General features: G+C 38.4%; 32 protein-coding genes, 14 tRNA genes, 1 rRNA gene and 1 riboswitch. Of the genes, 39 read left to right on the forward strand and 8 right to left on the reverse strand.

Annotation, left to right across the window (positions count from 1 at the left end):
* Positions 1-45: 45 nt before the first annotated feature.
* From rrf to LG329_RS14295, 18 genes are all read left to right on the forward strand, one after another.
* Positions 46-161, forward strand: a 5S ribosomal RNA gene (rrf, locus tag LG329_RS14210).
* A 110-nt stretch (positions 162-271) separates the two neighbouring features.
* Positions 272-346: transfer RNA gene (locus tag LG329_RS14215), tRNA-Asn, on the forward strand.
* A 1-nt stretch (position 347) separates the two neighbouring features.
* Positions 348-439: transfer RNA gene (locus LG329_RS14220), tRNA-Ser, on the forward strand.
* 17 nt (positions 440-456) lie between these two features.
* A tRNA-Glu gene (locus tag LG329_RS14225) sits at positions 457-531 on the forward strand.
* Positions 532-538: 7 nt separating this feature from the next.
* A tRNA-Val gene (locus LG329_RS14230) sits at positions 539-614 on the forward strand.
* 23 nt (positions 615-637) lie between these two features.
* Positions 638-714: transfer RNA gene (locus LG329_RS14235), tRNA-Met, on the forward strand.
* Positions 715-744: 30 nt separating this feature from the next.
* Positions 745-821, forward strand: a tRNA-Asp gene (locus LG329_RS14240).
* A gap of 35 nt (positions 822-856) precedes the next feature.
* Positions 857-932 (forward strand) — tRNA-Phe (locus LG329_RS14245).
* 29 nt (positions 933-961) lie between these two features.
* A tRNA-Tyr gene (locus tag LG329_RS14250) sits at positions 962-1,046 on the forward strand.
* Positions 1,047-1,064: 18 nt separating this feature from the next.
* Positions 1,065-1,138, forward strand: a tRNA-Trp gene (locus tag LG329_RS14255).
* Between the two features lie 11 nt (positions 1,139-1,149).
* A tRNA-His gene (locus LG329_RS14260) sits at positions 1,150-1,222 on the forward strand.
* A 27-nt stretch (positions 1,223-1,249) separates the two neighbouring features.
* A tRNA-Gln gene (locus LG329_RS14265) sits at positions 1,250-1,324 on the forward strand.
* Positions 1,325-1,328: 4 nt separating this feature from the next.
* Positions 1,329-1,403 (forward strand) — tRNA-Gly (locus LG329_RS14270).
* Between the two features lie 13 nt (positions 1,404-1,416).
* Positions 1,417-1,490 (forward strand) — tRNA-Cys (locus LG329_RS14275).
* A 20-nt stretch (positions 1,491-1,510) separates the two neighbouring features.
* Positions 1,511-1,593: transfer RNA gene (locus LG329_RS14280), tRNA-Leu, on the forward strand.
* 401 nt (positions 1,594-1,994) lie between these two features.
* On the forward strand, positions 1,995-2,633 hold the full coding sequence (locus tag LG329_RS14285; protein ID WP_404451480.1) for a YitT family protein: 639 nt from the start codon (positions 1,995-1,997) through the stop codon (positions 2,631-2,633).
* Between the two features lie 225 nt (positions 2,634-2,858).
* Positions 2,859-4,319, forward strand: a complete 1,461-nt coding sequence (locus LG329_RS14290; RefSeq protein WP_404451481.1) for a SulP family inorganic anion transporter — start codon at positions 2,859-2,861, stop codon at positions 4,317-4,319.
* 24 nt (positions 4,320-4,343) lie between these two features.
* Positions 4,344-4,760 carry a universal stress protein gene (locus LG329_RS14295; protein WP_404451482.1) on the forward strand — a complete coding sequence of 139 codons (417 nt, stop codon included), beginning with the start codon at positions 4,344-4,346 and terminating at the stop codon, positions 4,758-4,760.
* A 35-nt stretch (positions 4,761-4,795) separates the two neighbouring features.
* Here the strand turns inward: LG329_RS14295 and LG329_RS14300 are convergent, their stop codons facing one another.
* A complete protein-coding gene (locus LG329_RS14300) occupies positions 4,796-5,911 on the reverse strand; it encodes an NAD(P)/FAD-dependent oxidoreductase (protein WP_404451483.1) in 1,116 nt (371 codons plus the stop codon).
* An 88-nt stretch (positions 5,912-5,999) separates the two neighbouring features.
* Here LG329_RS14300 and LG329_RS14305 point away from each other — a divergent pair, with 88 nt between their 5' ends.
* Positions 6,000-6,512, forward strand: a complete 513-nt coding sequence (locus tag LG329_RS14305) for a hypothetical protein (RefSeq protein WP_404451484.1) — start codon at positions 6,000-6,002, stop codon at positions 6,510-6,512.
* Between the two features lie 145 nt (positions 6,513-6,657).
* Complete coding sequence (locus LG329_RS14310) at positions 6,658-7,584, forward strand: manganese-dependent inorganic pyrophosphatase (RefSeq protein ID WP_404451485.1); 927 nt, start codon at positions 6,658-6,660, stop codon at positions 7,582-7,584.
* A 151-nt stretch (positions 7,585-7,735) separates the two neighbouring features.
* Here LG329_RS14310 and LG329_RS14315 read toward each other — a convergent pair whose 3' ends face one another.
* Positions 7,736-8,362 (reverse strand): metal-dependent hydrolase, encoded by a 627-nt coding sequence (locus tag LG329_RS14315; RefSeq protein ID WP_404451486.1) that lies wholly within the window; start codon positions 8,360-8,362, stop codon positions 7,736-7,738.
* Between the two features lie 217 nt (positions 8,363-8,579).
* On the opposite strand from LG329_RS14315, the gene LG329_RS14320 reads away from it, so the two are divergent.
* Positions 8,580-9,398: an RNA polymerase sigma factor gene (locus LG329_RS14320; protein ID WP_404451487.1), complete on the forward strand. Its 819-nt coding sequence runs from the start codon at positions 8,580-8,582 to the stop codon at positions 9,396-9,398.
* A gap of 14 nt (positions 9,399-9,412) precedes the next feature.
* Positions 9,413-9,988 (forward strand): ATP-dependent Clp endopeptidase proteolytic subunit ClpP, encoded by a 576-nt coding sequence (gene clpP / locus LG329_RS14325; protein WP_404451489.1) that lies wholly within the window; start codon positions 9,413-9,415, stop codon positions 9,986-9,988.
* A 125-nt stretch (positions 9,989-10,113) separates the two neighbouring features.
* Here clpP and LG329_RS14330 read toward each other — a convergent pair whose 3' ends face one another.
* Entirely contained in the window at positions 10,114-10,641 is a 528-nt protein-coding gene (locus LG329_RS14330) for a hypothetical protein (protein WP_404451490.1), read from the reverse strand.
* 235 nt (positions 10,642-10,876) lie between these two features.
* Here LG329_RS14330 and LG329_RS14335 point away from each other — a divergent pair, with 235 nt between their 5' ends.
* The 4 genes from LG329_RS14335 (at position 10,877) to LG329_RS14350 (ending at position 14,226) form a co-directional block, all read left to right on the forward strand.
* Entirely contained in the window at positions 10,877-10,939 is a 63-nt protein-coding gene (locus LG329_RS14335; RefSeq protein WP_404456691.1) for a hypothetical protein, read from the forward strand.
* 83 nt (positions 10,940-11,022) lie between these two features.
* Positions 11,023-11,637, forward strand: a complete 615-nt coding sequence (locus tag LG329_RS14340) for a TetR/AcrR family transcriptional regulator (protein ID WP_404451491.1) — start codon at positions 11,023-11,025, stop codon at positions 11,635-11,637.
* 64 nt (positions 11,638-11,701) lie between these two features.
* Positions 11,702-12,616, forward strand: a complete 915-nt coding sequence (locus tag LG329_RS14345; protein ID WP_404451493.1) for an ATP-binding cassette domain-containing protein — start codon at positions 11,702-11,704, stop codon at positions 12,614-12,616.
* On the forward strand, positions 12,616-14,226 hold the full coding sequence (locus LG329_RS14350) for an ABC transporter permease (RefSeq protein ID WP_404451494.1): 1,611 nt from the start codon (positions 12,616-12,618) through the stop codon (positions 14,224-14,226). The genes LG329_RS14345 and LG329_RS14350 overlap by 1 nt, the downstream gene beginning before the upstream one ends.
* 356 nt (positions 14,227-14,582) lie before the next feature.
* On the opposite strand, the gene LG329_RS14355 is transcribed toward LG329_RS14350, so the two are convergent.
* Complete coding sequence (locus tag LG329_RS14355; protein ID WP_089533783.1) at positions 14,583-14,783, reverse strand: cold-shock protein; 201 nt, start codon at positions 14,781-14,783, stop codon at positions 14,583-14,585.
* Positions 14,784-15,058: 275 nt separating this feature from the next.
* Between LG329_RS14355 and LG329_RS14360 the strand changes: the two genes are divergently transcribed.
* The 11 genes from LG329_RS14360 to LG329_RS14410 all read left to right on the forward strand — a co-directional run bounded on the left by LG329_RS14360 (position 15,059) and on the right by LG329_RS14410 (position 21,993).
* On the forward strand, positions 15,059-15,475 hold the full coding sequence (locus LG329_RS14360) for an HIT family protein (protein ID WP_404451495.1): 417 nt from the start codon (positions 15,059-15,061) through the stop codon (positions 15,473-15,475).
* A gap of 105 nt (positions 15,476-15,580) precedes the next feature.
* Positions 15,581-15,955: a rhodanese-like domain-containing protein gene (locus LG329_RS14365; protein WP_404451496.1), complete on the forward strand. Its 375-nt coding sequence runs from the start codon at positions 15,581-15,583 to the stop codon at positions 15,953-15,955.
* The gene (locus LG329_RS14370) at positions 15,956-16,399 is read left to right on the forward strand and encodes an SgcJ/EcaC family oxidoreductase (RefSeq protein WP_404451497.1); all 444 of its coding nucleotides are present in this window, start codon (positions 15,956-15,958) and stop codon (positions 16,397-16,399) included.
* Between the two features lie 57 nt (positions 16,400-16,456).
* A riboswitch (TPP riboswitch) is annotated at positions 16,457-16,567 on the forward strand.
* A gap of 201 nt (positions 16,568-16,768) precedes the next feature.
* On the forward strand, positions 16,769-17,770 hold the full coding sequence (locus tag LG329_RS14375; protein WP_404451498.1) for an ABC transporter substrate-binding protein: 1,002 nt from the start codon (positions 16,769-16,771) through the stop codon (positions 17,768-17,770).
* Positions 17,771-17,772: 2 nt separating this feature from the next.
* Positions 17,773-18,063, forward strand: a complete 291-nt coding sequence (locus LG329_RS14380) for an MTH1187 family thiamine-binding protein (protein WP_404451499.1) — start codon at positions 17,773-17,775, stop codon at positions 18,061-18,063.
* Positions 18,063-18,821, forward strand: coding sequence for an ABC transporter permease (locus LG329_RS14385; RefSeq protein ID WP_404451501.1), 759 nt, complete (start codon positions 18,063-18,065; stop codon positions 18,819-18,821). Before LG329_RS14380 ends, LG329_RS14385 begins: the two co-directional genes overlap by 1 nt.
* 1 nt (position 18,822) lies before the next feature.
* Positions 18,823-19,557 carry an ABC transporter ATP-binding protein gene (locus LG329_RS14390; protein WP_404451502.1) on the forward strand — a complete coding sequence of 245 codons (735 nt, stop codon included), beginning with the start codon at positions 18,823-18,825 and terminating at the stop codon, positions 19,555-19,557.
* A gap of 429 nt (positions 19,558-19,986) precedes the next feature.
* Entirely contained in the window at positions 19,987-20,505 is a 519-nt protein-coding gene (locus LG329_RS14395; protein ID WP_404451503.1) for a DUF6141 family protein, read from the forward strand.
* Positions 20,506-20,535: 30 nt separating this feature from the next.
* Entirely contained in the window at positions 20,536-20,832 is a 297-nt protein-coding gene (locus LG329_RS14400; RefSeq protein WP_404451504.1) for a hypothetical protein, read from the forward strand.
* 15 nt (positions 20,833-20,847) lie between these two features.
* Positions 20,848-21,162: a hypothetical protein gene (locus LG329_RS14405; protein WP_404451505.1), complete on the forward strand. Its 315-nt coding sequence runs from the start codon at positions 20,848-20,850 to the stop codon at positions 21,160-21,162.
* Positions 21,163-21,441: 279 nt separating this feature from the next.
* A complete protein-coding gene (locus LG329_RS14410; protein WP_404451507.1) occupies positions 21,442-21,993 on the forward strand; it encodes an SLOG family protein in 552 nt (183 codons plus the stop codon).
* Between the two features lie 6 nt (positions 21,994-21,999).
* On the opposite strand, the gene LG329_RS14415 is transcribed toward LG329_RS14410, so the two are convergent.
* The 4 genes from LG329_RS14415 to LG329_RS14430 form a co-directional block, all read right to left on the reverse strand.
* A complete protein-coding gene (locus LG329_RS14415; protein WP_404451508.1) occupies positions 22,000-22,191 on the reverse strand; it encodes a type II toxin-antitoxin system death-on-curing family toxin in 192 nt (63 codons plus the stop codon).
* Between the two features lie 14 nt (positions 22,192-22,205).
* Positions 22,206-22,409, reverse strand: a complete 204-nt coding sequence (locus tag LG329_RS14420; RefSeq protein WP_404451509.1) for a hypothetical protein — start codon at positions 22,407-22,409, stop codon at positions 22,206-22,208.
* The gene (locus LG329_RS14425; protein ID WP_404451510.1) at positions 22,406-22,657 is read right to left on the reverse strand and encodes an AbrB/MazE/SpoVT family DNA-binding domain-containing protein; all 252 of its coding nucleotides are present in this window, start codon (positions 22,655-22,657) and stop codon (positions 22,406-22,408) included. The genes LG329_RS14420 and LG329_RS14425 overlap by 4 nt, the downstream gene beginning before the upstream one ends.
* 448 nt (positions 22,658-23,105) lie before the next feature.
* Positions 23,106-23,921, reverse strand: coding sequence for a glycoside hydrolase domain-containing protein (locus tag LG329_RS14430; RefSeq protein ID WP_404451512.1), 816 nt, complete (start codon positions 23,919-23,921; stop codon positions 23,106-23,108).
* Between the two features lie 194 nt (positions 23,922-24,115).
* Between LG329_RS14430 and LG329_RS14435 the strand changes: the two genes are divergently transcribed.
* Both LG329_RS14435 and LG329_RS14440 read left to right on the forward strand, forming a co-directional pair.
* Positions 24,116-24,907 (forward strand): ABC transporter ATP-binding protein, encoded by a 792-nt coding sequence (locus LG329_RS14435; RefSeq protein WP_404451513.1) that lies wholly within the window; start codon positions 24,116-24,118, stop codon positions 24,905-24,907.
* Positions 24,904-26,667 (forward strand): hypothetical protein, encoded by a 1,764-nt coding sequence (locus tag LG329_RS14440; protein ID WP_404451514.1) that lies wholly within the window; start codon positions 24,904-24,906, stop codon positions 26,665-26,667. Before LG329_RS14435 ends, LG329_RS14440 begins: the two co-directional genes overlap by 4 nt.
* Positions 26,668-26,681: the final 14 nt, after the last annotated feature.

A 26,681-nucleotide genomic window follows, 5' to 3' on the forward strand; every position in this document is an offset into this window, starting at 1 on the left:
TGAAGCAAGAACACATATAATATATCTTGTCCTTATTAAAAAAGGTCTGGTAGTAATAGCGGAGAAGTCACACCTGTTCCCATGCCGAACACAGTAGTTAAGCTCTCCAGCGCCGATGGTAGTTGGGACTTTGTCCCTGCAAGAGTAGGACGCCGCCAGGCACAATCCATACCACAGTAGCTTGGCCGAACGAAATTAGTGAGGTCATGCAATGAACGGTGACGAGCAGATCGAATCGGATTATACTTAAATGATATTCACATCTGATTATTCCACAGTAGCTCAGTGGTAGAGCTATCGGCTGTTAACCGATCGGTCGTAGGTTCGAATCCTACCTGTGGAGCCATGGAGAGCTGTCCGAGTGGCCGAAGGAGCACGATTGGAAATCGTGTAGACCGCTAACGTGGTCTCGAGGGTTCGAATCCCTCGCTCTCCGCCACTATTTATATAATTTCTGGCCCGTTGGTCAAGTGGTTAAGACACCGCCCTTTCACGGCGGTATCACGGGTTCGAATCCCGTACGGGTCACCACTTACTTGGAGGATTAGCTCAGCTGGGAGAGCACCTGCCTTACAAGCAGGGGGTCGCAGGTTCGAGCCCTGCATCCTCCACCATTTAATTTAATACTTTCTCATATCGCGGGGTGGAGCAGTCTGGTAGCTCGTTGGGCTCATAACCCAGAGGTCGTAGGTTCAAATCCTGCCCCCGCAACCAATTAATTTTTAAAGTAAACTTACATAAGTTGGTCCGGTAGTTCAGTTGGTTAGAATGCCTGCCTGTCACGCAGGAGGTCGCGGGTTCGAGTCCCGTCCGGACCGCCATTTTCATAAAGTTTTTATACACTATTTTAAATGAAGGCTCAGTAGCTCAGTCGGTAGAGCAAAGGACTGAAAATCCTTGTGTCGGCGGTTCGATTCCGTCCTGAGCCACCATTTTTGCATTTAATGATTTACCTTTTAATGGAGGGGTAGCGAAGTGGCTAAACGCGGCGGACTGTAAATCCGCTCCCTCAGGGTTCGGCAGTTCGAATCTGCCCCCCTCCACCATTAATTTAATACCTATGTAGGGGTATAGTTCAACGGTAGAACTACGGTCTCCAAAACCGTCAATGTGGGTTCGAGTCCTGCTACCCCTGCCATTTTAATTATGGCGATCGTGGCGAAGTGGTTAACGCACCGGATTGTGGTTCCGGCACGCGTGGGTTCGATCCCCACCGGTCGCCCCTTTTTAATATATTTGATATTAATATTGGGCTATAGCCAAGCGGTAAGGCAGCAGGTTTTGATCCTGTCATTCCCAGGTTCGAATCCTGGTAGCCCAGCCATTTTGCGGAAGTAGTTCAGTGGTAGAACATCACCTTGCCAAGGTGGGGGTCGCGGGTTCGAATCCCGTCTTCCGCTCCATGACTTCTAATATGGCGGCATAGCCAAGTGGTAAGGCACAGGTCTGCAACACCTTTATCACCGGTTCAAATCCGGTTGCCGCCTCCAATATTATACTTTATAATTATGCCAGTGTGGCGGAATTGGCAGACGCGCATGACTCAAAATCATGTTCCTTCTGGGAGTGCCGGTTCGATCCCGGCCACTGGTATCGTAGAAATGAAAGTAAAACCTATAAAGTCAATGCTTTGTTACAATCAAAGCATTGACTTTTTTTGCAAGTAAAGAATGTATAAAATAGTAACATTGATTATTTTGGTCACCATGTAGGGCCACGTCCAGCTCCAGCGCCCAGCGACTATTGGATTTCCTTTACCTCCTTACGATAAGTCAACATCGGTTCGCTTACGCTTACCGTGTTTCCTTTATCTCATACGGTTCAGTCCAATCCATACGTCGCTTAACGGGCGCTTGCGCTTTTGTTCTTTTGTGGAGGTCCAAACCTTGAACGTAAAATTACCGAAATGAACTAGCCTAAAATAGTATTCCCACTTGCATATTTAAACAACATCCTGCAATATAAATGTATTGTGATTAGAAAGAAGGATGCATATGCATTATGTTTTACGTTGGGCGTTTTTTGTTATTGGATTAATGTTTTTCAGCCTTGGTATCTCAATAACAATTAATGTACAACATTTAGGTATTCATCCATGGGACGTACTCAATGTGGGCCTATTTGAAAAATATGGGTTTACTATTGGAACATGGAATATTGCATGTGGGATCTTTTTAGTGGTAGTATCCTACATTCTTGATAAGCGCTATATTAAGTTAGGTACATTTATAAATGCGTTACTTGTGGGTTTATTTGTCGATTTATTTCTATGGTTGGATTTTTTACCAAATGCATCACATACATGGATAGATATAGTAATACTTTTAACAGGTATAGTACTTATGGGATTTGGCGGGGGAACGTATAATGCGGCAGGTGTTGGTTCAGGGCCACGCGATGGCTTTATGCTGTCCATATCTGACAAAACTGGAGCTCCTATACGGCGAGTAAGGATTATCACTGAAACTAGTGTACTAGTTATTGGTTTACTATTAGGTGGACCTGTGTTTATTTTCACTTTTCTATTCACGTTTATTCAAAGCCCGTTATTCCAGTATTTCTATTTGAAAATAAGTACACTTATTAATTTCTTGGAAAAGCAGGATATAAAAAGTCAAAATCGATCTGCATAGAATAAGTAAATCTGAAAAATCCGGGATAGCTTTCTAGTAGCTATCCCGGATTTTTACATGGAGTAGAATAAGTCAGTATAATAGAGTAAATAGGAGTATATGATCAATTAATACGCTTACATGCTGTTTCCTTTACATGACTATATGTGGTATGATACATGGGTTGTTTGCGGATTAAGCTTTATAGAAAGCTTGAAAAAAATTAAAATAGAAAGAGGCATAGATTTGAATATAGAACAATTAAAGAAGGAATGGTTTGGGAACGTCAAAGGAGACATCCTTTCTGGTATGGTAGTTGCTATGGCACTCATTCCAGAAGCGATAGCATTCTCCATTATCGCTGGTGTTGACCCAATGGTAGGTTTATATGCTTCGTTTTGTATCGCGATTGTTATATCCATAGTAGGTGGTCGTCCTGCAATGATCTCGGCAGCCACCGGTGCAATGGCGTTATTGATGGTAACACTTATTGCGGAACACGGATTACAGTATTTATTGGCAGCTACGATTTTAACAGGTGTTATTCAAATATTGTTTGGTGTGTTTAAGTTAGCAAGGGTTATGAAATTCGTACCACGTTCGGTGATGGTAGGTTTCGTCAATGCATTAGCTATTTTGATTTTTATGGCACAACTACAACATTTTGTTGGAGAAACATGGGTTATGTATGCGCTCGTTGCGCTAACTCTAGTAATCATTTATTTGTTTCCTAGAATCACAAAAGCAGTTCCGTCAACACTAGTTGCAATAATTATTATTACGTTAATCACAGTATTTGGCGGATTAGATATTAAAACGGTAGGAGATTTAGGTAATCTATCATCACAATTACCAGTATTTCTACTTCCATCAATCCCGTTAACATTTGAAACGTTTATGATTATTTTTCCATATTCATTTGCACTTGCGATTGTAGGTTTACTAGAAACGCTTTTAACTTCAAGTATTGTTGACGATATGACAGATACTGAAGGGGATAAGAATAGAGAAAGTCGCGGTCAAGGGATTGCGAATGTTGTAGCGGGTTGCTTCGGAGGTATGGCTGGCTGTGCGATGATTGGTCAATCCGTCATTAATGTTAAGTCTGGTGGAAGAGGTAGGTTATCCACCTTTGTTGCTGGAGCATTTTTAATGTTTTTGATTATCGTATTGGGAAGTGTTGTTGTGCAAATTCCGATGGCAGTGTTAGTTGGGGTTATGTTTATGGTTTCAATCGGTACGTTTGATTGGTCATCACTTAGGAACTTGCATAAGTTGCCTAGAACAGATGCGGTAGTTATGGTGGCTACTGTAAGCATTGTATTATATACACATGACTTATCACAAGGTGTTCTTGCTGGCGTATTATTAAGTGCAATCTTTTTTGCAGCAAAAATTTCCAAGGTGAAAGTAACAGATGAATTAGTTTCTGATGGGGCAAAACGTATTTACTATGTGAATGGTCAATTATTTTTTGCATCAGTAACTGATTTTCCAAAGAAATTTAACTATCATGATATAGTAAAAGAAGTAGAAATTAATTTGACCCATGCGCATCTATGGGATGACTCCGCTATTGGGGCATTAGATAAAATTGAAATGAAATTCGAACAACAAGGAATTCACGTAACCTATTCAGGCTTAAATGAAGATAGTAAGCAACTCAAAAATCAAATTGGTGGTTTATCAAAGGCTTCTGGACACTAATATACTTTGGGAGAGGTGTAGCTTTTGTTTAAAAACATCTTACTGGCGACAGATGGTTCTGAACACGCTTTACGGTCAACGAATCATGCAATTGAACTTGCTCAAAAGTTTGAGGGTACGATTAAAGTGATATACGTTGTAGACGGGCAAACATCGAAATCAGATATACTACACCATGCTGATAAACATGAGATTGAAAAAAGTCGTAGAGAAAAAATCCATCCTGTAGAGGAATTACTTCATCGATCAGGAGTTGTATACGATGTTGAAGTGCTTCACGGTGAAGCAGGTCCTACTATCGTGGCATTCGCGAATGAAGGCGAATATGATTGTGTCGTGATTGGAAGTAGAGGACTTAATAATCTACAAACATTTATCTTGGGCAGTGTAAGCCATAAAGTAGCAAAACGTGTTAATTGTCCTGTATTAATTATAAAATAGATAAAACCCGAAATGGCAATGAGCCATTTCGGGTTTTATTTTAATGCTTGTGAAACGGAATAATCTTCTAAATTTATATCTGTTGATTGATTGAGGGCAATATTTGCAAGCTGTTTACCAATATACGGTCCCATTGTAAGTCCGGAGGCGCCTAACCCGTTACCAACAATCAGCCCTTTATAGCCTGGTATCGGTCCAAAAACAGGCAGGAACCCTGGTGTGAATGGTCGGAATCCAACTCGGGTTTCTAACAGTGTGCTTTGTGATAAAGCAGGTGTGATGTCAAGTGCTTTTGATAGAATCTCGTGAACACCACCTGCTGTTACTCGAGTATCGAACCCTGCATTATCTTCATGTGTCGCACCGAGAACAATCCGGTTATCTGCCAGTGTTAACATATATTGATTCGTTGGCGGCATAATGACCGGCCAATGGGATGAATTGATATGTGGTAGCTGCACATGCATCAGCTGTGCTTTTTGGCTTGTAACTTCCATATTAATTCCAATAGGCTTCAATAGTTCTGGCATCCAGACCCCGTTTGTGGCGATAAAGGTATCTGCAGTTATTTTTTCGCCAGCAACTTGTACCCCTGTAATTGTATTTCCATGTTGAATAATAGATGCGTCCCCTTGCAGAATAGTTGCTCCATGCTTTTTTGCGCCATTTATTAAAGCTTTACACAGTTTTCGTCCATCAACTCTAGCTGCACCACTAACATGAACAGCTTGATAATCATCATTCAAAAGTGGAAACAGTTCCTTAGCCTGACCATGGTCAAGTAATGTTATGTCACCAATTTCAGGAGCATCTATACGTCTTTTCAATGCTCTTTTTTCCATTGCTTCTAATTTTTCAGTGGATGTATGGATGCTTAATGCACCAACGCGATCGTAGCCTGTATCATTTTCACTATCCTTCTTCAAGGATTCAATCAATTCAGGATAGATTCCGGCACCGCCCTTTGCTAATTGGTACCACTTTTGATTTCTTCGTTGTGATAGCCAAGGGCAAATAATACCAGCAGCTGCCTCAGTAGCTTTTCCTGAATCCTTTCGATCAATCATTATAACTTCAGCACTACTTTTAGCTAGATGGTAAGCAGTAGATGCCCCTAATATTCCGCCACCAATTATGACTACTTTTTTCATAGTAAAAATTCCTTTTCTTGTTTATTCTAATATAACTATAACGTTTTTAGTTAATTGTGTCATAATAAAAACAAGGAGGCATGGTCATATGTATGAAAATATCATAGCAAAAATATTATTCATTATTGGAATTGCTCAGATCACTGTTGGTATATTGGGCGGAATCCTGTGTGCAATTCAAGTATCTGACTATGTAGATACATTTAGCTGGGGCATATTTTTTGCATGGTCAATTGGCGGCATAACGATAGGAATGCTGTTTATTGGCTTTGCAGAAAACATTCAATTATTGCAACGAATAAATTCGAAAATGAATGTGGAAGAATTAGATCAAGAAGAAGAGTTGGTGGAAGCAATACCTACTGATCCAAACGATTGGTTTTTACCAGGGGAAGACCGTGAGAAAATTGAACAGTACTATCAAAATGAAACAATCATTGATATTACACCATCAAATGAAGAGGGTTATTGTGTTGTGAAATTAGAATACGGATCAAATGAATTTGTTCGAGTTATCGATATTCATGGTTTTGGGGTACGTGAAGTTCAGGATGAAGAAATAAGAAGTTCCATTATTACATGGTATAACAACCAGCCCTGATCCTTGTAGAAAATTGTTATTGTCCAATTCCTTCTTTTATTCCGTTTTAAACAGCAGGGCAATTTTTCTTTTGCAATTCGTGTCGAAAATTGATATAAATAGGAAGGATATTAAATTTATTTATAATGGATAGGGGAGAGGTACGATGGCTAAAACATTTATTTTTGGACACAAAAATCCAGATACAGATACAATCACTGCAGCACTTGCAGCATCAAATTTGAAAAATAAACTTGGACAAGATACAGAAGCTGTTCGTCTTGGTGAGGTTAATAAAGAAACGCAATACGCATTGGACCATTTTAAAGTGGAACAACCACAATTAATTGAGCATGTTCCTTCAGATGTTGAAGACGTAATTTTAGTTGACCATAATGAATTCCAACAAAGTGTTGATAATATCAAGGATGTAAGAATCGTGGAAGTAATTGATCATCACAGAATTGCTAACTTCGAAACAATAGAGCCACTTTATTTTCGTGTAGAGCCTGTTGGATGTACAGCAACAATTTTAAAGAAAATGTACGAAGAAAATAATGTGGAAATCACAAAAGAAATCGCGGGATTATTGGTTTCAGCAATTATTTCTGATTCATTATTGTTGAAATCCCCGACATGCACACAGGAAGATGTAGATGCAGCGCATGCGTTAGCAGAAATTGCTGGCATTAATTTGGAAGAGTATGGGCTTGCAATGCTACAAGCTGGGGCAGACCTAAGTGATAAGTCAATCACAGATTTAATTACAATGGATGCAAAAGAATTCGAAATGAATGGATCTAAAGTTGAAATCGCGCAAGTAAATGCAGTTGACACTAGTAAAGTGTTAGAACTTCAAACGGAATTAGAAAATGAAATCAATGCTACCGTTGCAGATAAAAAGTTGGATCTATTCTTGTTTGTTGTGACTGATATACTAAACAACGATTCAGAAGTAATCGCACTCGGTCAAGCTAAAGCTAACGTGGAAAAAGCATTTGACGTAAAACTTGAAAATAATCGTGCAATATTAAAAGGTGTAGTTTCACGTAAGAAGCAAATCGTTACTAATTTGACAGACACATTTATGTAAGTTAAAAAGTTTTCTTGTATCAATTGAAAAAGGAAAATGACCATCAAATTTTTGTGTGAAAATTTGATGGTCATTTTTTTGATTAAAGAATTTTTGTGAATATATGATTCTAATGTAGAATGGCTACGGTAAACATAGCCATGTTGGTTTCTTATATTTCTTTTGATGATACTGGTAAAAATAGCTTAACTCCTCGTTTATTAAACGGCAGCAGTTTACTATCTGCAATCAAATGACTCATGTATCCAGCGAGGCAGGTGTAGTAAATGCCTTCTATCCCAAGAGACACTTCTAATTTGGAGGCGATGATTCCGAAGAAAATAACCCCTACTATCGAATGGGTGTAGCTGCGGTGAGAAACAAAAGATGCTATTAAAATATATATCCCGAGTAATATAAACCAGGTTTCTTGTAGGGAGAGACCTCCCGCTAATATACCGACTCCTGTGATGCTTAACATATGCTTTTGTTTAATCGACGACGATAGGACAATCATCCCCAATCCGATTCCTATACCAATGTATTTCTCGCTATTCGCTCCCTCATAAAAACTATAAAAGACCATCAGAATTCCAATCAACTGAGCAACTTTCTGAATCATTTTATGCGATAAGGTGATTTTCCCACGAAGCTCCCCATCAATATCGAGGTCGGGGATTAATCCTGAAACACTTCCTAATCCAACTAGAAATAGAGTCGTAGAAGGGGTGGTATGAAACGTGTTCGCAACGATAAACCCTGTTGCTGCTCCTATTGCCGCATGTGCTGTACCATTCACTTTTCATTTCACCTCTTTGTCCGTAATTTCAAAACCACACTCTATTCTACAACAAAATGTTGATGATAAAAATATGCAAGTGTATATAGATGAAAATGTTTTTTAATCATAATATAGTTAACGAAGGATATATAAAGTAAAACTTTTGGTATAACCGTATCTTTTATACATCGTTTTTCGTTTAGTTAAGTGAAGGTGAAAATAGAGGAGGGAAAACATGCGGCCGCTTGTTAAAAGCACTCCCATTGATATTGAAATGAATAAGGAATTTGAGAATCTTATTCAGCCTTATATGCATGATTTACGAAATTATTGCGCTTCGCTGTCAAAATCTACATGGGACGGCGATGATTTAATGCAAGAGACGCTGGAAAAGGCGTATAATGATTGGTTAAAAAAGCAGAAACCAATTGCCAAAGCTTTTTTGTTTCGCATTGCTTCTAATACGCGGATTGATGGCTACCGTAAACGAAAACTAGCAGAAGTAATGAATCCGGATTTATCTGATTTCAAGCAGGAAGAGAACGTATTGTCGGATGCAACAATTAAGGTGATGGAGGTTATGCTGCGTGAACTAACGCCAAAACAGCGAACTACAGTGATGCTTACTGAAGCGTTTGGTTACACCGCTAAAGAAATTTCGCTCATGATCGATTCCAGTGAAGGTGCTGTTAAAGCAGCACTCCATCGTGCAAGGAAAAGGTTGAGACCAATCACCTATGATAGTCCGATTTTCTATCCGGAAGAAGAGAAGACATTGACTTATGTGACTGCATTGCACAATGGAGATCCATCCACCATTGTTCGTCTGTATCAAAATGAAATGATTGAGCCGCGAATGGCGGGACTGCGTTCTCTAAGTTCTAATCCGTGTTCTGTGGTTCAGCCTATTGCTGGTAGTGGCTTGACCTATATTCTGGTCACGATTTCAATGAAAAAAGGACGAACATTGTTCATTCCTTTTTATCAGGTAGAAATAGCCACTTTGTTATCACGATTAGAAGAGCTTGAGAGCGATAGTTCCGTTGCGGCATAGGAAGGAGTATTATGATGTCTAATGTTATTCCGTATGTAGTGGAACAAACGAATCGAGGAGAACGTTCATATGATATTTATTCGCGGTTACTAAAGGATCGAGTTATTTTTCTTGGTTCAGAGATTAATGATGATGTGGCTAACAGCATTGTGGCGCAATTGCTATTTCTTGCAGCGGAAGATGCTGATAAGGATATTTCTTTATACATTAACAGTCCAGGTGGTTCGACCTCAGCGGGTTTTGCCATCTATGATACGATGCAGTTTATCAAACCTGATGTCCAAACAATTTGTACTGGAATGGCTGCTTCTTTCGGCGCGATGCTGCTTGTAGCAGGTGCGAAGGGAAAACGTCTCGCTTTACCAAATAGTGAAGTAATGATTCATCAGCCACTTGGCGGGGCAAAGGGTCAGGCGAGTGATCTTGAAATCAGCGCCCGGCGTATTATTCGGTTGCGTAGGCATCTGAATGAAATTATTTCTGAACGGACTGGGCAATCCTTAGAAAGCGTCGAGAAAGATACAGACCGGGATTATTTCATGTCAGCACAAGAAGCGAAGGATTATGGGATTATCGATAAAATTTTATAAGGTAACTTTGTCAAACTAATTCATAAATGGTAGATCCTTTTGGACGCAGATTATCTGATTCACTGTGGGTGGGAGTAGAATGATACTCTCCCCCCACGTATTGTGAATTTTATAAACAAACTACTTTACTTTAATTCCAGATAAGCGCCAGTGTGAGAGGCTTGTACAGTAACAATTTCTTCAGGTGTTCCTTCTGCAATAATTTCACCACCTGCGTCTCCACCTTCTGGTCCTAGGTCGATTATCCAATCCAATTCACGAGTCAAATCACTATTATATTCAACACCATTACAGTATTTTCCTGCCTCTACCAGTCTATTTAGAAGCAGGAGAAGCTGTTTTACATCCGTTGGGTGTAGCCCTGTTAATGGTTCGTCTAATAAGTAGAGTGTATGGTTTCCTTTTTGCTTGTACAGTTCCTTCGCTAGTTTCAGACGTTGTCCTTCACCACCGATAATGTTGTAACAGATTGTCCCCATTTTAAATAACCTAGACCAATCCCACATAAGAGATGAATAATAGGTGCTATTTTTTTTGATTTTGAAAAACTGACAAACTTTCATCAATGGCATATCGAGAATATAAGTGATGGATTTCCCTTTGTAAGTGATTTTCAAAATGTTTTCTTTAAATCTATTTCCGTGACAAACCATACATTGTACCTCCAAATCAGGTAAGAAATGCATGTTCAAGCCCCTGACAATTTTTCACATTGGCCTCCTGGTGTGTTAAAAGAAAAGTCCTTTGGTTTTAGGTTATTTTTTTGTGCCTCTGGCAGTCCGGCAATACATAATGAAAAGCGTAGAATCGAACAAGCGCATCACGTACTTGAACGCCTTTCCGCTCGAATAAAAGGAATGGTACACCATAGGGGAAATAGCAACAGAAATTGATGTCGCAAACTCAACGCTAAGACACTGGGAAAAAGTAAATAGCTATCAATTACAATAGTTATTTGACAACATATAGTAATTCAATTAAAGTGTGAATATATTCATAAATGAACCAATTCACTTTTACAGGAGTTGTTTTACATGTCCGGTTTACGCGAAAAGAAAAAGAAACAAAATCAAAAAAATATTATACAGTCAGCAAAAAGGATATTCGCGGAAAAAGGATTTCAGAATTCTTCTATGGCTGAAATTGCTAAGGACGCTGAAGTTGGAACAGGCACAATTTATAATTACTTTTCTTCTAAGGGAGCAATTCTTCTTACCATATTTTTTGATGATATCGAACAAATTCAAAACGATAATCAGCTAGAGATCGCTAATCACAGTGGCCAGTTAGTTGAGGAAATTATGCAACTGATGATGCCTTTAACGGAATTCTTTAATCATTATACGAAATCATTTTGGCGGGAGATTATGCATGTAATAACGGGGGAAGTTGAGGATAGCTTGCATCTGCGAAAGGGTATGTTTGGCCTTGACGCAGAAATGATTGGATGGATAAAACAAATAATCGAGAAACATTCCGATTGTTTTCTAGTTCCAACTAACCCTGAGGAGGCAGCGAACGCTATCTATGGAGTGGCAATGTTGCAATCTATGCTATTTATTTATGATGAAAAGATGACATATGAACAATTTTTAGATCAACTTACACGACAAATCCAATTTCTATTTTCCGGAAAAATAAAAAGGTAAACGGGAGTAAAACTGCATTGTTTATCGGGTATTGAATAAGTACCCAAAATAGAGGGGGAGAAAAATGAGTGTAATAAAGACAACGAACTTAACCAAAAGGTTTGGTAAATTCACTGCATTAGATGGTGTTAACATCGAAGTGAATAAAGGGGAAGTATACGGTTTCATTGGCCCTAACGGAGCTGGAAAGTCAACAACTATACGTGTACTGCTAGGTATTTTAAAGGCAACAGATGGTAAAGCAGAAATTTTCGGCAAGAATGTATGGACAGATGCTGTTAACATTCACAAGCGGATTGCATATGTACCTGGAGATGTAAACCTATGGCCGAACTTAACAGGCGGGGAAGTTATCGATCTATTTGTGAAATTGCGCGGTGGAAATAATAAAAGTCGGCGCGAAGAACTGATTAAGAAGTTTGAATTAGACCCGACAAAGAAATGCAGGACTTATTCAAAAGGAAACCGGCAAAAAGTCGCATTAGTTGCTGCATTTTGTTCGGATGCAGACCTTTATATTTTAGATGAGCCTACTTCAGGACTTGATCCATTAATGGAACAAGTATTCCAGGGATGTGTAATAGATGCGAAAAATGCTGGGAAAAGTGTTTTGCTTTCCAGTCATATATTATCTGAAGTTGAAAAATTATGCGACAGAGTAGGTATTATTCGCCAAGGTAAAATTATAGAAACAGGTTCTTTAAGTGAGTTGCGCCATTTAACACGTACAAATCTTGTTGTAGAAACGAAACAGCCGATAACCTCTTTTAGCAAATTAAAAGGTGTTCATAACGTTGAAGAAAAAGATCAGTTGCTTTCATTCCAGGTAGATATGGAAGAATTAGATGCTGTTATAAAACATGTCAGTCAATTTGGGATTGTGAAACTGGAAAGTGCGCCACCTACTTTAGAGGATCTATTTATGAGGCATTATCAAGTAACGGAGGACCCTGATTCTGGAGTGGGGGGTTCGGTGTAATGTATACTCATTTATTCAAAGGGACGGCCAAATTAACAAGGTTAATCTTTCGCCAACAACGATTCAAAATTCTGGTTTGGCTACTTGGACTGATAGTAGTAACTTTAGCAGCTGCTGCAGCATATCCAGGTATGTACAAAGACGAACAAGCGATACATGCATTTTCCGTTACTATGGATAATCCAGCTATGATAGCGATGGTTGGTCCGGGATATGTGGGAGAGGAATATTTAAATTCAATTGGTACCTTATTTGCTAATGAAATGTTACTTTTTACGGCAATTGCAGTGGCCATTATGAGTATTTTACTTGTCGCACAGAGTACTCGAGCGGATGAAGAAGATGGTCGCACTGAAATGGTTCGTGCGCTTCCTGTTGGCCGCTTATCTTATGTAAGTGCTACTATGATCGTTTTGATTGTTACAAATGTGCTCTTAGCTCTTTTAACAGGGATTGGATTAGTTGCATTAGGGATTGAAGGGGTGCATGTCGAAGGTTCGTTCTTGTACGGTTCTATCCTAGGGTCAACTGGTTTGGTATTCGCAGGCTTTACCGTTATAGTTGCTCAACTCGCAGAAACTTCAAGAGGTACCACAATGCTCTCCTTTGCAGTTTTAATTGTGGCTTACCTTGTTCGCGCAATTGGGGATGTTAGTAATGAGACACTTTCGTATCTATCGCCCCTTGGTTGGGCAGTCAGGACAGATGTATTTGCAGGGAATAGTTGGTGGACAGTTTTTCTACCATTAGCTCTTTGCTTAGTAAGTACAATCGTGGCTTTATATTTAAGTTCGATTCGTGATCTCGATGCAGGTTTTATACCAGTCAAAGGTGGGAGAATGCACGCCTCGCCTTTATTACAAACGCCATTTGGTCTAATTTTAAGACTGCAACGAATTACTATTATTGCATGGGCAATTGGTATGTTTGCATTAGCTGCCTCATTTGGTTCAATTTTAGGAGACTTGGAAACGTATTTTGCTGATATTGAGTTTATGCAAGCCTTTTTAACAGAAGAATCTGGCTACACGATGACTGAACAGTTTATCGTATTACTTATGGCAATTATGTCGTTGATTAGCACAATCCCAGCCGTGATGATTGTATTAAAATTAAAAGGTGAAGAGAATAAAAATCGTACGGAACATTTCTTTAGTCGTGCTGTATCACGTACACATCTTCTAGGTAGTTATTCCATCTTAGCGATTCTGGTTAGCTTTATCATGCAGTCACTTGTTGCTATTGGTTTATGGTCTGCTAGTGTTACAGTAATGGAGGATGCATTAACATTTGGTACAACATTCGGATCAGCTCTTGTTTATTTACCTGCTATGTGGATAGTAGTTGGTCTCGCTGTTTTACTGATTGGCCTAATTCCGAAATTAACGGGATTTGTCTGGCTCTACGTGGTCTACAGCTTTATCGTCGTTTATCTTGGCCGATTACTCGATTTCCCAAAATGGATGAATGGCCTTTCTGTCTTCGAACATGTGCCACAAATCCCTGTTGAAGATATGGATTTGATAAAGGTTACTGTGCTTACAATTATTGCGATTGTGATGACGTTCGCAGGCATTATTGGATATAATAAAAGGGATATAGCAGGTTAATGGGGACGTTTTTTGGAGGATTATTAAAATAAAGAACAAAAGCGCAAGCGCCCGTTTAGTGACGTATGGATTGTGCCCGCGCAACGTGGGTAGTTCGATGTTGCCACGCAAAGTGGCGGTTTTAATTGAACTTCTTTCTTTTGAGATAAAGGAAACACGGTGAGCCGTAAGCGAACCGATGTTGACTTATCGTAAGGAGGTAAAGGAAATCCAATAGTCACTGGGCGCTGGAGCTGGACGTGGCCCTACATGGTGACCAAAATAATCAATGTTAATATTTTATACATTCTTTCCTAAGCAAAAAAACACTTCTCACAAAATGAGAAGTGTTTTTATATAAGTTAGGGATCAGTTACTTACGCTTTGTTAACGTTAGTAGCTTGTGGTCCGCGGTTTCCTTCTTCAACTTCGAAAGTTACTGCTTGACCTTCTTCTAAAGTTTTGAATCCTTCGCCTTGGATTGCTGAGAAGTGTACGAATACGTCGTCTCCGCCTTCAACTTCGATGAAACCGAAACCTTTGTCTGCGTTAAACCATTTTACTGTACCGTTATTCATTAAAAATTCCTCCATGTGCACATTGCACGTTATTACTATTCTTGCTCTTCATCATAATTCAAGACGAGAATCACTATAAAGTTGGTTCTGCAATCCTTAATTTACTACCGAACAACAATAATTAACCTTAGTATAGCATGTTAATTTATAAAGGGCAACATTTTAAAGAAAAAAGTTTGATAAATACATTTGTTGAGCGTATTTTAATAGCTTGAAACCCAAACATGACAAGGGTTTTAGCTATTGTTATAATAAAAATAAATAAATAAGAAGAGGTGATTATTATTAATAGCGAGCAGGAATGCCCACTCTGCGGACCATTTTATGATGAAGAACAAGAAGTTATTTTTGAAAATGACTCTTGTTACTATATTCAAAAGCCAACGGAACAAAATGTTTTGGAAGGAAGCGGTTTGATCATACCCAAAAATCATACGCAAACAGTCTTTGATCTATCAGAACAAGAATGGAAAGATACACAAGAATTGATGCAAAGAGCAAAACAATTACTTGATGATACATATTCACCAGATGGATATAGTGTGGGTTGGAACACAGGTGAAGTTGGTGGTCAATCAATTCCGCATGCACATTTACACATCATTCCACGATTCAGCGATGAGCCATATGCGGGAAAAGGGATACGCCACTGGATTAAGCAAACGGAAAATAAACGGTCTAAATACGTATAGCTTTGTGATCATCAGACTTTGATAACTTGTCTAATGATTGACAAGCAACATCAATTGAGGTAATTTTCCTATTAGTGAACTATCTTAATGGGGAGTTGTTTTTAATTGGAAAACATTTTAGTTGTTATCCTAGCTTTAGCTTTTTATCTGTTGTTAAAAAGAATCATGCCAGTTGTTGGTGTGAGACATAAAACACCATCTGAATTACGTGATCAATTGAAAGTAAAAGATAAGCAATTTATAGATGTGCGTTCATCTGAAGCATACAATCGGGAACATATACGGGGATTTGAAAATATTCCACTTAGTGAGCTATCTGTAAATATTCAAAAACTAGAGAGAAGTAATGAAGTTATTCTAATCAGCGATAACAATAGACAAATGAAAAGGGCAAGTGCCAAACTGAAAAGAAGAGGTTTTAGATACGTTACAACTGTACGAGGCGGTCTCCAAGCTTGGAATGAGGGAGGAAGTAAATAAATGACTTCATCAGAATCAAATGAGGTATATGCACTTTATAAACGCCTGATAGAGGCATGGAACAATCGTGATGCAAGTGCAATGGCAGAGTTGTTCACTGAAGGTGGCGAGATGATTGGGTTTGATGGGAGCTTAGCGGCTGGAAATGAAGAGATATTTTCACACCTCAGTCCAATTTTCAACGAGCACCCTACACCACCTTTTGTATGGAAAGTTAAAAGTGAAAGAGAATTGTATACCAATACAAGAATTCTGCGGGCAATAGTTGGTATGGTTCCACCAGGGAAGAAGGAACTTGAACCTAGCCTTAACGCCCACCAGACACTTGTAGCTGTTAAACAAGAAGGTACTTGGCGCATCGGACTTTTTCAAAATACACCAGCACAATTTCAGGGTAGACCCGAATTAGTCGAACAAATGACTGATGAATTAAAAAATAGCTAATGGATAGGTGACAAGAACCATTCGATTCTGTTACGATATCCAAGGACAACTAAATAATTAAAGTTGTGGGGGGACCAGTGCATGCTGGTTGAGATTGTATCCGTTAGATACTGACCCTTGGAACCTGATCTGGTTGAGACCAGCGTAGGGAACATGTTCAAACGATAATGATAATATATTTTCGTATGCGCCCTAGGACTGTTCCTATGGCGCTTTTTCTTTTTTATCATACATAATCCCATACGCTTACGAACAATCCGATCATTCCTTAGAAAACTTGGCTTATCGCCAAGCCTTAGTTGCACTTACGCAGTAAGAAAGGATTTATGCTTTCTTAACTGCCAAAAAACAAAGTAGGGGGAATGGAACATGAAAAAAGTATTACTAGTACTGTGCTGTGTTGTTGTTCTTGCAGCATGCAGTAAGGAAAGTGAATCAAGTAACACCACAACCACTCAAGAATTACAGAAAGTATCGATTGTACTTGATTGGACGCCGAATACCAATCACACAGGTATTTATGTCGCACAGGAAAAAGGCTATTTTGCTAATCAAGGGTTGGATGTAGAGATTATTATGCCTGGTGAAGTTGGCGCAAACCAATTGGTCGCTTCAGGAAAAGCTGATTTCGGTGTGAGTTATCAGGAAGGGGTAACACAGGCTAGGGTACAGGATGTGCCTATTGTATCAATCGCAGCAGTTATTCAGCATAATACATCCGGATTCGCTTCCCCAAAAGAAAAGGGTATCGAATCATTAAAGGATTTTGAAGGCAAAACTTACGGAGGATATGGAGCACCTGTTGAGGAGGCTATTCTTTCTTCCTTGATGAAAAAAGAAGGCGCGGATATAGACAAGGTCGACATAGTCAATATGGGAAATACAGACTTTTTTACAGCGGTTAAACGCGATATTGATTTTGCTTGGATTTACTATGGATGGACAGGAATAGAGGCTGAGCTGCGTGATGTGGAATTAAACATGCAGTATCTAACAGATTACTCCAAGAAGCTGGATTACTATACACCTGTACTTGTAACGAATGAAAAAATGATAGAGGAAAGTCCAGAAACTGCTCGAAAATTCATGGCAGCTGTCTCAAAAGGATATGAATTTGCAATAGACCAACCAGATAAGGCCGCAGAAATATTGATTCATGCTGTTCCAGAAATTGATGCGGAATTAGTAAAAGCAAGTCAACAATGGTTATCACCAAAATACCAAGCAGACGCGGATCAATGGGGAGTGCAAAAGCTTGATGTATGGGAAAACTACGCAAGTTGGATGTACGAACACGATTTGTTAGAAAAAGAGTTAAATAGTAAGGCAGCATTTACAAATGAATTTTTACCTAAAAATGAGGAGGAGTAAGGATGAGCAATTCACTAGTTAGTATTCAAATAATACCGAAAACCAAAAACGGGGAAGATGTTATTCCATATGTAGATGCAGCGATTGAGGTAATTGAAGAGTCTGGCATTAAATATGAAGTGCATCCACTTGAAACCACGATGCAGGGAGATCTTCCCGAGCTTTTTGCAGTTATTGAAAAAATGAACGAAAAGATGGTTGAATTGGGAAGCGATAGTATAATTTCACAAGTTAAAGTGCTTTATAAACCTAGTGGTGCATCAATGGATGAGTTAACGGAGAAGTACCGCTAATGCGCACTATGATCCAAAAAGGTTGGAGGCCTGCTTTGGTTCTCCTCCTTTTATTTATCCTGTGGGAGCTTTCAAGTAAACTATTTGAAATACCTGCTTGGCTCCTCCCATCACCATCACAAATAGTACAGGTTGGGATAGAAGGATGGAGTAGCTATCAGCACCATTTAATTGCTACCATAATTTTAGCAATCGTTGGATACACAATAGGTTGTCTTATAGGAATCTTAGTTGCTAGTTGTCTACATTTACTTCCATTAGTAAGAGAAGCATGTTACCCATTAATTATTTTGTCGCAGAACATTCCAATTATCGTCCTAGCGCCGTTACTCGTCATCTGGTTTGGTTTTGGGATGCTTCCAAAAGTTATCATCATTACACTGGTTTGTTTCTTTCCAATTGTTGTATCGGCATTGGATGGATTTGCGCAAACAGATCGTGATATGAAGCATTATATGAAAATGGCTGGTGCAACAAGAAGCCAAATTTTTCGGAAACTTGAATGGCCACACGCTTTGCCGTCTGTTTTTTCTGGACTAAAAATTTCCGCAACCTATAGTGTAATGGGAGCCGTAATTGCTGAGTGGCTTGGGGCAAGTGAAGGTATAGGCGTTTATATGACCCTTGCCTCCTCATCATTCCGGACGGATCAAGTGTTTGTAGCGATATTTTTAATCATGGCAATAAGCTTGTTATTTTTTGCATGCATCAAGTTGTTGGAAAAAAAATTAGTCAAATGGAAGCCAGAGGGGAGTTAGCATGGGGAAACTTCAAATTAACAAGTTATCCAAATCATTTGGTAATAAAGCTGTGTTGGACAAGGTGACGTTTTCGGTGAACGAAGGGGAGTTTGTTTCCATATTAGGACCATCTGGAAGTGGAAAAAGTACTCTGTTTCATTTGATTGGTGGAATCAGTGTACCTGACGAGGGTGATATTTATTTAGACGGCGACCTAATCAATGGAAAAAGGGGAGCAATTAGTTATACCCCGCAGGCACCATCATTGTTACCGTGGAGAACAATACTACAAAATGTTTTACTTGGTGCGGAAATCAGTGGTAAGAAGAATGAGCAGGATGCATTAGATATGATTGAACGAGCAGGATTAGGAGGCTATGAGAAAGCTTATCCCCATGAACTATCGGGCGGAATGAAGCAACGTGCAGCATTTATCCGAAGCTTATTAAGCCCACAATCGCTAATTTGTTTGGATGAACCATTTTCTGCCCTGGATGAATTTACTCGGCTGGACATGCAAAAATGGTTATTGTCGATTTGGGAATCGTATAAGCGTTCCATCTTATTTGTCACTCACAATATTGAGGAAGCGATTTATTTATCAGACCGCATTATTGTGTTGGCAGCCAACCCTGCAACTGTCAAAAGAGAATTTACCATCCCTTTTGAGCGACCTAGAGATAAAAATCTATTATTAAAACAAGATTTTTTGCAATGGAAAAAGGCCATTATTAAAGAATTAAGTTGGGAATAATAAAAAATCACAAAAAAGTATTGCCTTTTTCAATTAGGGGCTTTAAACTATAAAATGTTGTAAATATTGATGGCATATTTTTGGCAAGGGGGGACCTGCAACATGAAGGGTAAAGGTAATGAAGTAAGAAGGGATTTCACAGATATGCTGTGGTATATTCCCCTCGTTGTTTTTGTAGTTGGAATCATTTTTGTGAATTTTAATTAATATATTTAATTGCTAGTCATATTAGGTCACGTCCTCTTTAGGGAAGTGGCCTTTTTTAGCAGTTAAGAAAGTATAAATCCTTTCTTACTGCATAAGTGCAACTAAGGCTTTCGCCATTAAGGCTTAGCGATAAGCCAATTTTTCTAATTAATACTGAAGGAACTTTTAACGGGTGTGTAACGTATTCAAAGAATAGACTTATTTAAAGGGGCTGTGATGGGAATGAGTGGGGAACAACCCAATGTTCTATATCGAGAAGTACAGCGTCCGCGTCATATGTGGCTTATTGGTCTTGTAGTGATTGTAATTGCAGCGGTTTTTTGGTGGGGGTTAATCCAACAAATTATATTAGGGACTCAATTTGGGGATAAGCCTGCACCAGATTGGATCTTAATAATTTTTTGGATCTTGTTTGGCATTGTGTTTCCATTAGGGACATTTAAGGTGAAGCAAATCACAGAAGTTCGTGAAGACGGAATATATATTCGCTTCATACCTTTTCATTTCCAATATCGAATCTTTCCTATACAAGACGTTCGACACTTTAGAAGCATTACGTACAGTTCAATAGGACGTTTTGGTGGATGGGGAATACGTATTAATCTCCAGGGCGAGCGTGCCTACAATATGGGTGGCAAACATGGGATCGAATTGAAGTTGTCCTCCGGAACCATTATAGTGATTGGTACACAAAAGCCAGATGAACTTGAAAAGGTACTTTATTCAATAAATCAATACTAATATTTCTAGGAGAGAGGTGACTACGATGGAATGTATAAAATAAATATGGGTTCTTTTATTGCGTCTATTGGATGTATTGTATTATTTCTTATAGTAGCTTCATCAGATAAATTGACTAATTTTCTAACAACCATAAGCGGGTTTCATCCATTGTACATAATTTTAATTATTTCACTTATTACCTTCCTATTCGGTGTGGTAGGATTTGGTGGAATGCATAATTGGATTTCGATGTTAAGGAGCTTGATGACCGTTTTACTTACTTTAGCTTTGGCTGCAATTATCATTTATATTTTAATCATAGCGAATTTGTTTCAGATTACATAGGGGGCTTACTTTAAATTGGAGAGAATTGATCTAGCGAAAATGAGAAAGAAGCAGTTAATTTTTTTGAATACAGCTATACTAGTAGCAATGTCTATTTATATGCTATTAATTAGTATAACGAAGCTATCAAATTCTGACATGAATTTACTGCTTGGAATCTTTATGTTGAGTCTCTCGATAGTTAGTTTTTCAAAGAAAGATCCAACGAAATCTTGGATTCCTATAGTAGAACAGGTAGCAAAATATGAAAAAAGTAAAATGGGAAGAGAATGGACCAGGCAGTATAGAATTGGATACATCTGTAATTTCCTTTTAGGTGTAATGTTTTAACCCAATCGTTTTTGATGCCTAATACCATTAGCATCAGACCAAAGGACTTTACCGGAATTATGCTTTTTATTATCATTTTTTTAACACTTTTTATTAATATTGTAATGTACTTTCATATTAGGAAAGTTGATAAAGCTGAAACAACGGCAGCACTTAGGGGTTATGCAGGCAAGTCATTATTAATGGGATTTGTAGGTGGGCTGATTATCGCAGTAGTCCTAATAGTATCGATCGTCTTTTATATATTAAACTTTGGATAGATGGAGGATGCATTTTCGTATGAAAGTTCTAACAGTAACTGGATATAAATCAATGGAATTAAGTATTTTTAAAGCGGATGATCCTAAAATAGCGTTCATCAAGGCCGCAATTAAAAAGCGGTTAATTTCATTTATTGAAGAGGGATTAGAATGGGTACTCATCTCGGGTCAAATGGGTGTTGAGTTGTGGACTGGTGAAGTGGTTTTGGAACTGCAGGAAATCTATGATATTAAAATTGGTATCATTCCCCCGTTTGAGAACCAGGAAAGTCGCTGGCCTGAACCGATCCAACATACATATCAAGAACTTGTTATGGCAGCTGACTTTCATCAACCTCTTTATCAAGGCGATTATAAAGGAGGTTTTCAATTTAAAGCGAAAAATGATTGGTTTGTAGAAAAGAGTGAAGGATGTCTAATTCTACTAGATGATGAACATCCGGGTAGTAATCGATTTTTTTATGAGAAGGCAAAACAAACTACTAATTATCCTATATATTTGATAACACCCGCTGATCTAGATGATGCAGTGGAAGAATATAGAATGGCGGATCCGGATTACTGGAATTAACATTTGTTAAATCTCAATAATATTCTCTTTAATCAACGAAACTATTTGTGTAAAGGTATAAACATGATTTACTATGTCTATTAAAAAGTATTGTTCCTCTTCCACATCCATTGTCCATTTATAGTTATTTAGTTTTAGAAAAATAATAAGTGAAGCAAGAGCTGTTCGTTTGTTAGCATAAAAAAAAGTATGGTTCATTGATAATGATTCTACTAACGCAGCTGCCTTTTCATAAATTGTTGGATATGCATCCCGCCAAGAACAGTTTGTTTAGGTCTGTTTAGCGCCGAATCTAACAAACCTGGTTCCTTTACACCAACTTGTTCTTTGGGGGAATAAATCCTAATTCGTAATGTATTAATTGCTATTACTTGATTGGTTGTTAAATAGATGCTTGATTCATTGGACTTTCTCATTTATCAACTAATCCTTTGAAAGCTACATCATGCACTTTTATTACATCATTTAATACATCCATGAAAGTACTATCGACACCTTCTGGGAGCATAACTTCTTCTTTTTTACGCAACACAATTTTGCCTTCTTTTAATTCCAAGCGAACATCGTCACCATAAGAAATTCCAGCTTCTTTTAAAAATTCCAACGGAAAAGTAATTCCATAACTGTTTCCAATTTTTGTGACTTTTCGTTCCAAGTTATCCACTAAATTCACCTCTTCACGTAATAACGTTATAACGATTATGACGTTACTTCAATTAAAAAACAATAAACATAATAATCATTTTAAAAGTTTCATGATTTCTCCTAGTTTAAAAGTGAGTTTTGCTTAAATTCACAAAGATGTGGCCAGTGTTCACAATTTATAGTAACCGAACCCAAAAACCTCACCACAGAACAAAAGCGAAAGCGCCCGTTTAGTGACGTATGGATTGTGCCCACGCAACGTGGGTAGTTCGATGTTGCCACGCAAAGTGGCGGTTTTAATCGAACCTCCTTCCACCAGGAGGTAAAGGAAATCCACTAGTCACTGGGCGCTGGAGCTGGACGTGGCCCTATACGGTGACCAAAATAATCAATGTTAATATTTTATACATTCTTTACTGATAAATAAAGACGGTGACATAGCCACCGCCTTTAAAATCACCATCAATCTACCACAAATAATCTAACATCTCATTTTGATATAAATCTGTGTCTATCACGCATTGTTCAGCTTCTATCGCATATTGCCAGCCATAAAGTAAAGATTCTTCTGGTCCATGAGGATTGTATTCTGGGGCGTTCGCTTTAGTGGTAATTTCATTTTGTGGAAAGGCGGTCCATACTACTGTATTATTTCGTGCTTCTTGGTCCATTGCATTATATGCCGTTAATATCGCACTGCCTTCGTCAAAAACACCATAAAACCCTGGTTCATAAGCGGAAGCGGATAACGTATCATACCAGCCTTGCATGAAGGCTGAATCTACTGGATAAGTTGGCTCTATATCACCAAATATAGCAACTCCATCTGGAGCACCAAGATCTTCGGCATATGCAATTGCTTCTTGTGCTTCTTCTACTCCATGATCATAGCCTGTTGCATCAGTGAAATGATTGTATATGAGTAAAATTCTTACATTGTTTTGGTGTAAGAAGTCTGCTTCATTTGCATCTAAACCTGCGGAAACTCCTTCTTTGTCGCCTAAATATCGTCCCCATACCTCTGGGTGACCGAAGTTTTCATTTACACATTGATACAACCCTTCGTCTGATGAACTCGCGGAATCAACTCCCCAGTAAATTTCCATATCATCTGGGTTTTGATCGGGATCTGTATTCGGGTTATCACCGTTATTATTTTCCTCTTCAGGTGGTGGATTATCCGGAGAACCTGTTTGTTCATCAAAAATAACTAAATTTAAAACGATTGGAATTGCGAATATAACTACCAACCCAATAATCAGGTAAATCGTGTATTTATTCATTAAAACCCTCCCTTCATACCTATAGCAGTATATTGAAGCGAAGGAAGGCTTGTGTAGGCAGTAGAAACTTCACATGGAAAAAAAGGCGAATCCCTTGATTTTTCGACAAATACCGACAGTATATGACTGGTGACAGTCACCACTAAAAGCGATACAATAAAGAATATATAGAAAATTTTGGGAGGGAAATGGTGATGAGTTTATCATCAATTAAATTAACAGAATTAACCAAGTCGTACGGTAAACAAGAAGCAGTACATAGTATAGATTTAAGTGTTAAAAAAGGAGAACTTTTTGGATTTCTCGGCCCTAATGGTGCTGGGAAAACTACTACAATTAAAATGATGACAGGGTTATTAGAGCCTACAAAGGGATCTGTTGAAATTAGTGGAAATGACATATGGAAGGAACCAATCAACGCGAAGAAAATGATTGCATATGTTCCAGATCAACCGAATCTTTATCCAAAACTAACGGGATGGGACTACCTCCACTTTGTAGCATCTGTTTTCAAATTGGATAAGAATGAGTACATGAACAAAGCGAAGGAATTACTACATATCTTCAACCTGACAGATCGTGCAGATGACTTAATAGAAAGCTATTCTCATGGGATGAAGCAAAAGATTGCTATATGCGGGGCGCTGGTACATAGTCCTGATGTCCTTTTTCTTGATGAACCTACAGTAGGGTTAGATCCTAAGAGTGCTCGTAACTTAAAAAAGCTACTACGAGAATTATGTGATAAAGGAATGACGGTTTTCATTACCACACATATCCTCGAAATAGCTGAGCAATTATGTGATCGAATTGGCATAATTTTAGATGGTTCGATTATAGCTCTTGGCACGATGGATGAATTGAAAAAACAAGAGGGAAGTGCTGATCGAAGCTTAGAAGACATATTTTTAGAATTAACTGGTGATGAGGATCAACAAGCGTTAATTTCCGAGATATCAAAGGCTGAGCAGGGTGATCCCAAATGATGAAGGTGTTATTGCGAAACCAGCTAAGCATATTTCTAAATACCATGAAAACACAGAGCACGAAAAATTATATTGGCTACGCGATATCCGCAATCATTCTAGGTGTAGTAATATATTTTATGTCAAAAGGGGTCTGGGATATAAGTGAAGCCATACCTGAACCAGTCCTAAAAGGGATTCTTTCATACGGATTTATAGCTGTAATTGGATTTATTTTATTAATCGGCTTACCACAAGTATTTAAGCATTTATATGCTGCAACAGATCTGCAAATGCTATTCACCATGCCAATACCTACACGAAGTATCTTCTGGGTGAAATATATTCAAAGCTTTATAGGAATTCCATTTGTTCTCTTTTTGGTATTCATTATTCCGTTAGTTGTTTATGGGATTGCGATTGGAGCAAATATACTTTTTTATCCCGTTTTAATTTTAGTTGTATTATCATTTGTTATCGTCGGACTTTCCATTGCCTATTTGCTTAACTTACTCCTAATACAACTAATACCTGGTAACCGTGCAAATGAATTCATGACAATAATGAGCGCATTGTCAGGATTAATTGTATACCTACTTTTCGTACTTCCAAACATCTTGAGCGATAAGTCGATGTCAGAAAGGTTAATGTCCGGATTACCGTTACTACCAGAATGGGTTCCGATGAGCTGGGGAAGTTCTGCCATACTTGAGGCAGCATCAGGATCAAATCAATTTTTACTGCCTTTTATTCTAGTATTCTTACTTGCAGGCATTAGTGTTGTAACGACAACTTCTCTTGTAGAAAAGGGATTCCGAACAGGCTGGATTCGATTAAGTGAGGGTAGTGGTAAAAAGTCAAAGAAACGAAGCAAGAACATAAAAACCAAATCGTCCGTCCACCATCCCGCAATTGCAATTGGGATTAAAGAATGGTTTTCAATAAAGCGGGATATGCGTGAGTGGCTAGTATTTATGCCTATTATATTCTTTATAATCTTTCCAATTATTGGTTTTCTAAATAGCGGTGCGAGTCTTAGTGACTTGCAAGGATTTAATGAAATTTCATGGCCAATCGCTCAAGGTGCTTTATTGTTTGTTTATGCAATTTTCAACGGGACAATGGCAGCGTCATCAGTCGCACGTGAAGGCTCGTCTATTTGGATTTTACGCACACTGCCACTTTCTGGACGAGACATTGCAATTGGTAAGCTGTGGATTAGTTGGTTATTACCATTTATTTTGCTTACTGTGATTGAATGTATTATTGGCGTATTTCTTGGATGGACCATTTTACAATTTGTAATCGGTATCGTGTTAAAAGCAATTATCACGGTTGGAATAAGCTCAGTCGGATTATGGCTTGGAACAATCGGAGCAAAATATAATCCTTCCAATCCGCAAGCTCGTCTAAAGATGGGAACAGGAATTATTTTAATGTTTTCATCGTATCTATATTTAATAGTAACAGCGATTCCATATGTATTTTTAATTGTTCCTACCGATGTTGTGGATGTGACTGCTGAAATGGGAAATACGAGTGGATTCTTAGGATTTCTTGCTGATGTTGCATTTACATTGCTGTCCTGGAAGGTAAGCTATCCAATCCTAACAGGAGTTATAGGTGTCATCGTGATGCTTCTTTTATCAATTGGACTCGCGATATTATTTATTCGCTTAAGTGCCAAACGATTTGATAATGGGATTAAAATTGAAATGGTTCGTGAAAGTAATTCAAAGTCGTTATTTAAGAAAAGAAGCTCAGGTAAAAGCTTGTATTAAAGATAGTTTGGAGG

Source organism: Virgibacillus necropolis (assembly GCF_044793635.1).
Lineage (GTDB): Bacteria > Bacillota > Bacilli > Bacillales > Amphibacillaceae > Virgibacillus_F > Virgibacillus_F necropolis_A.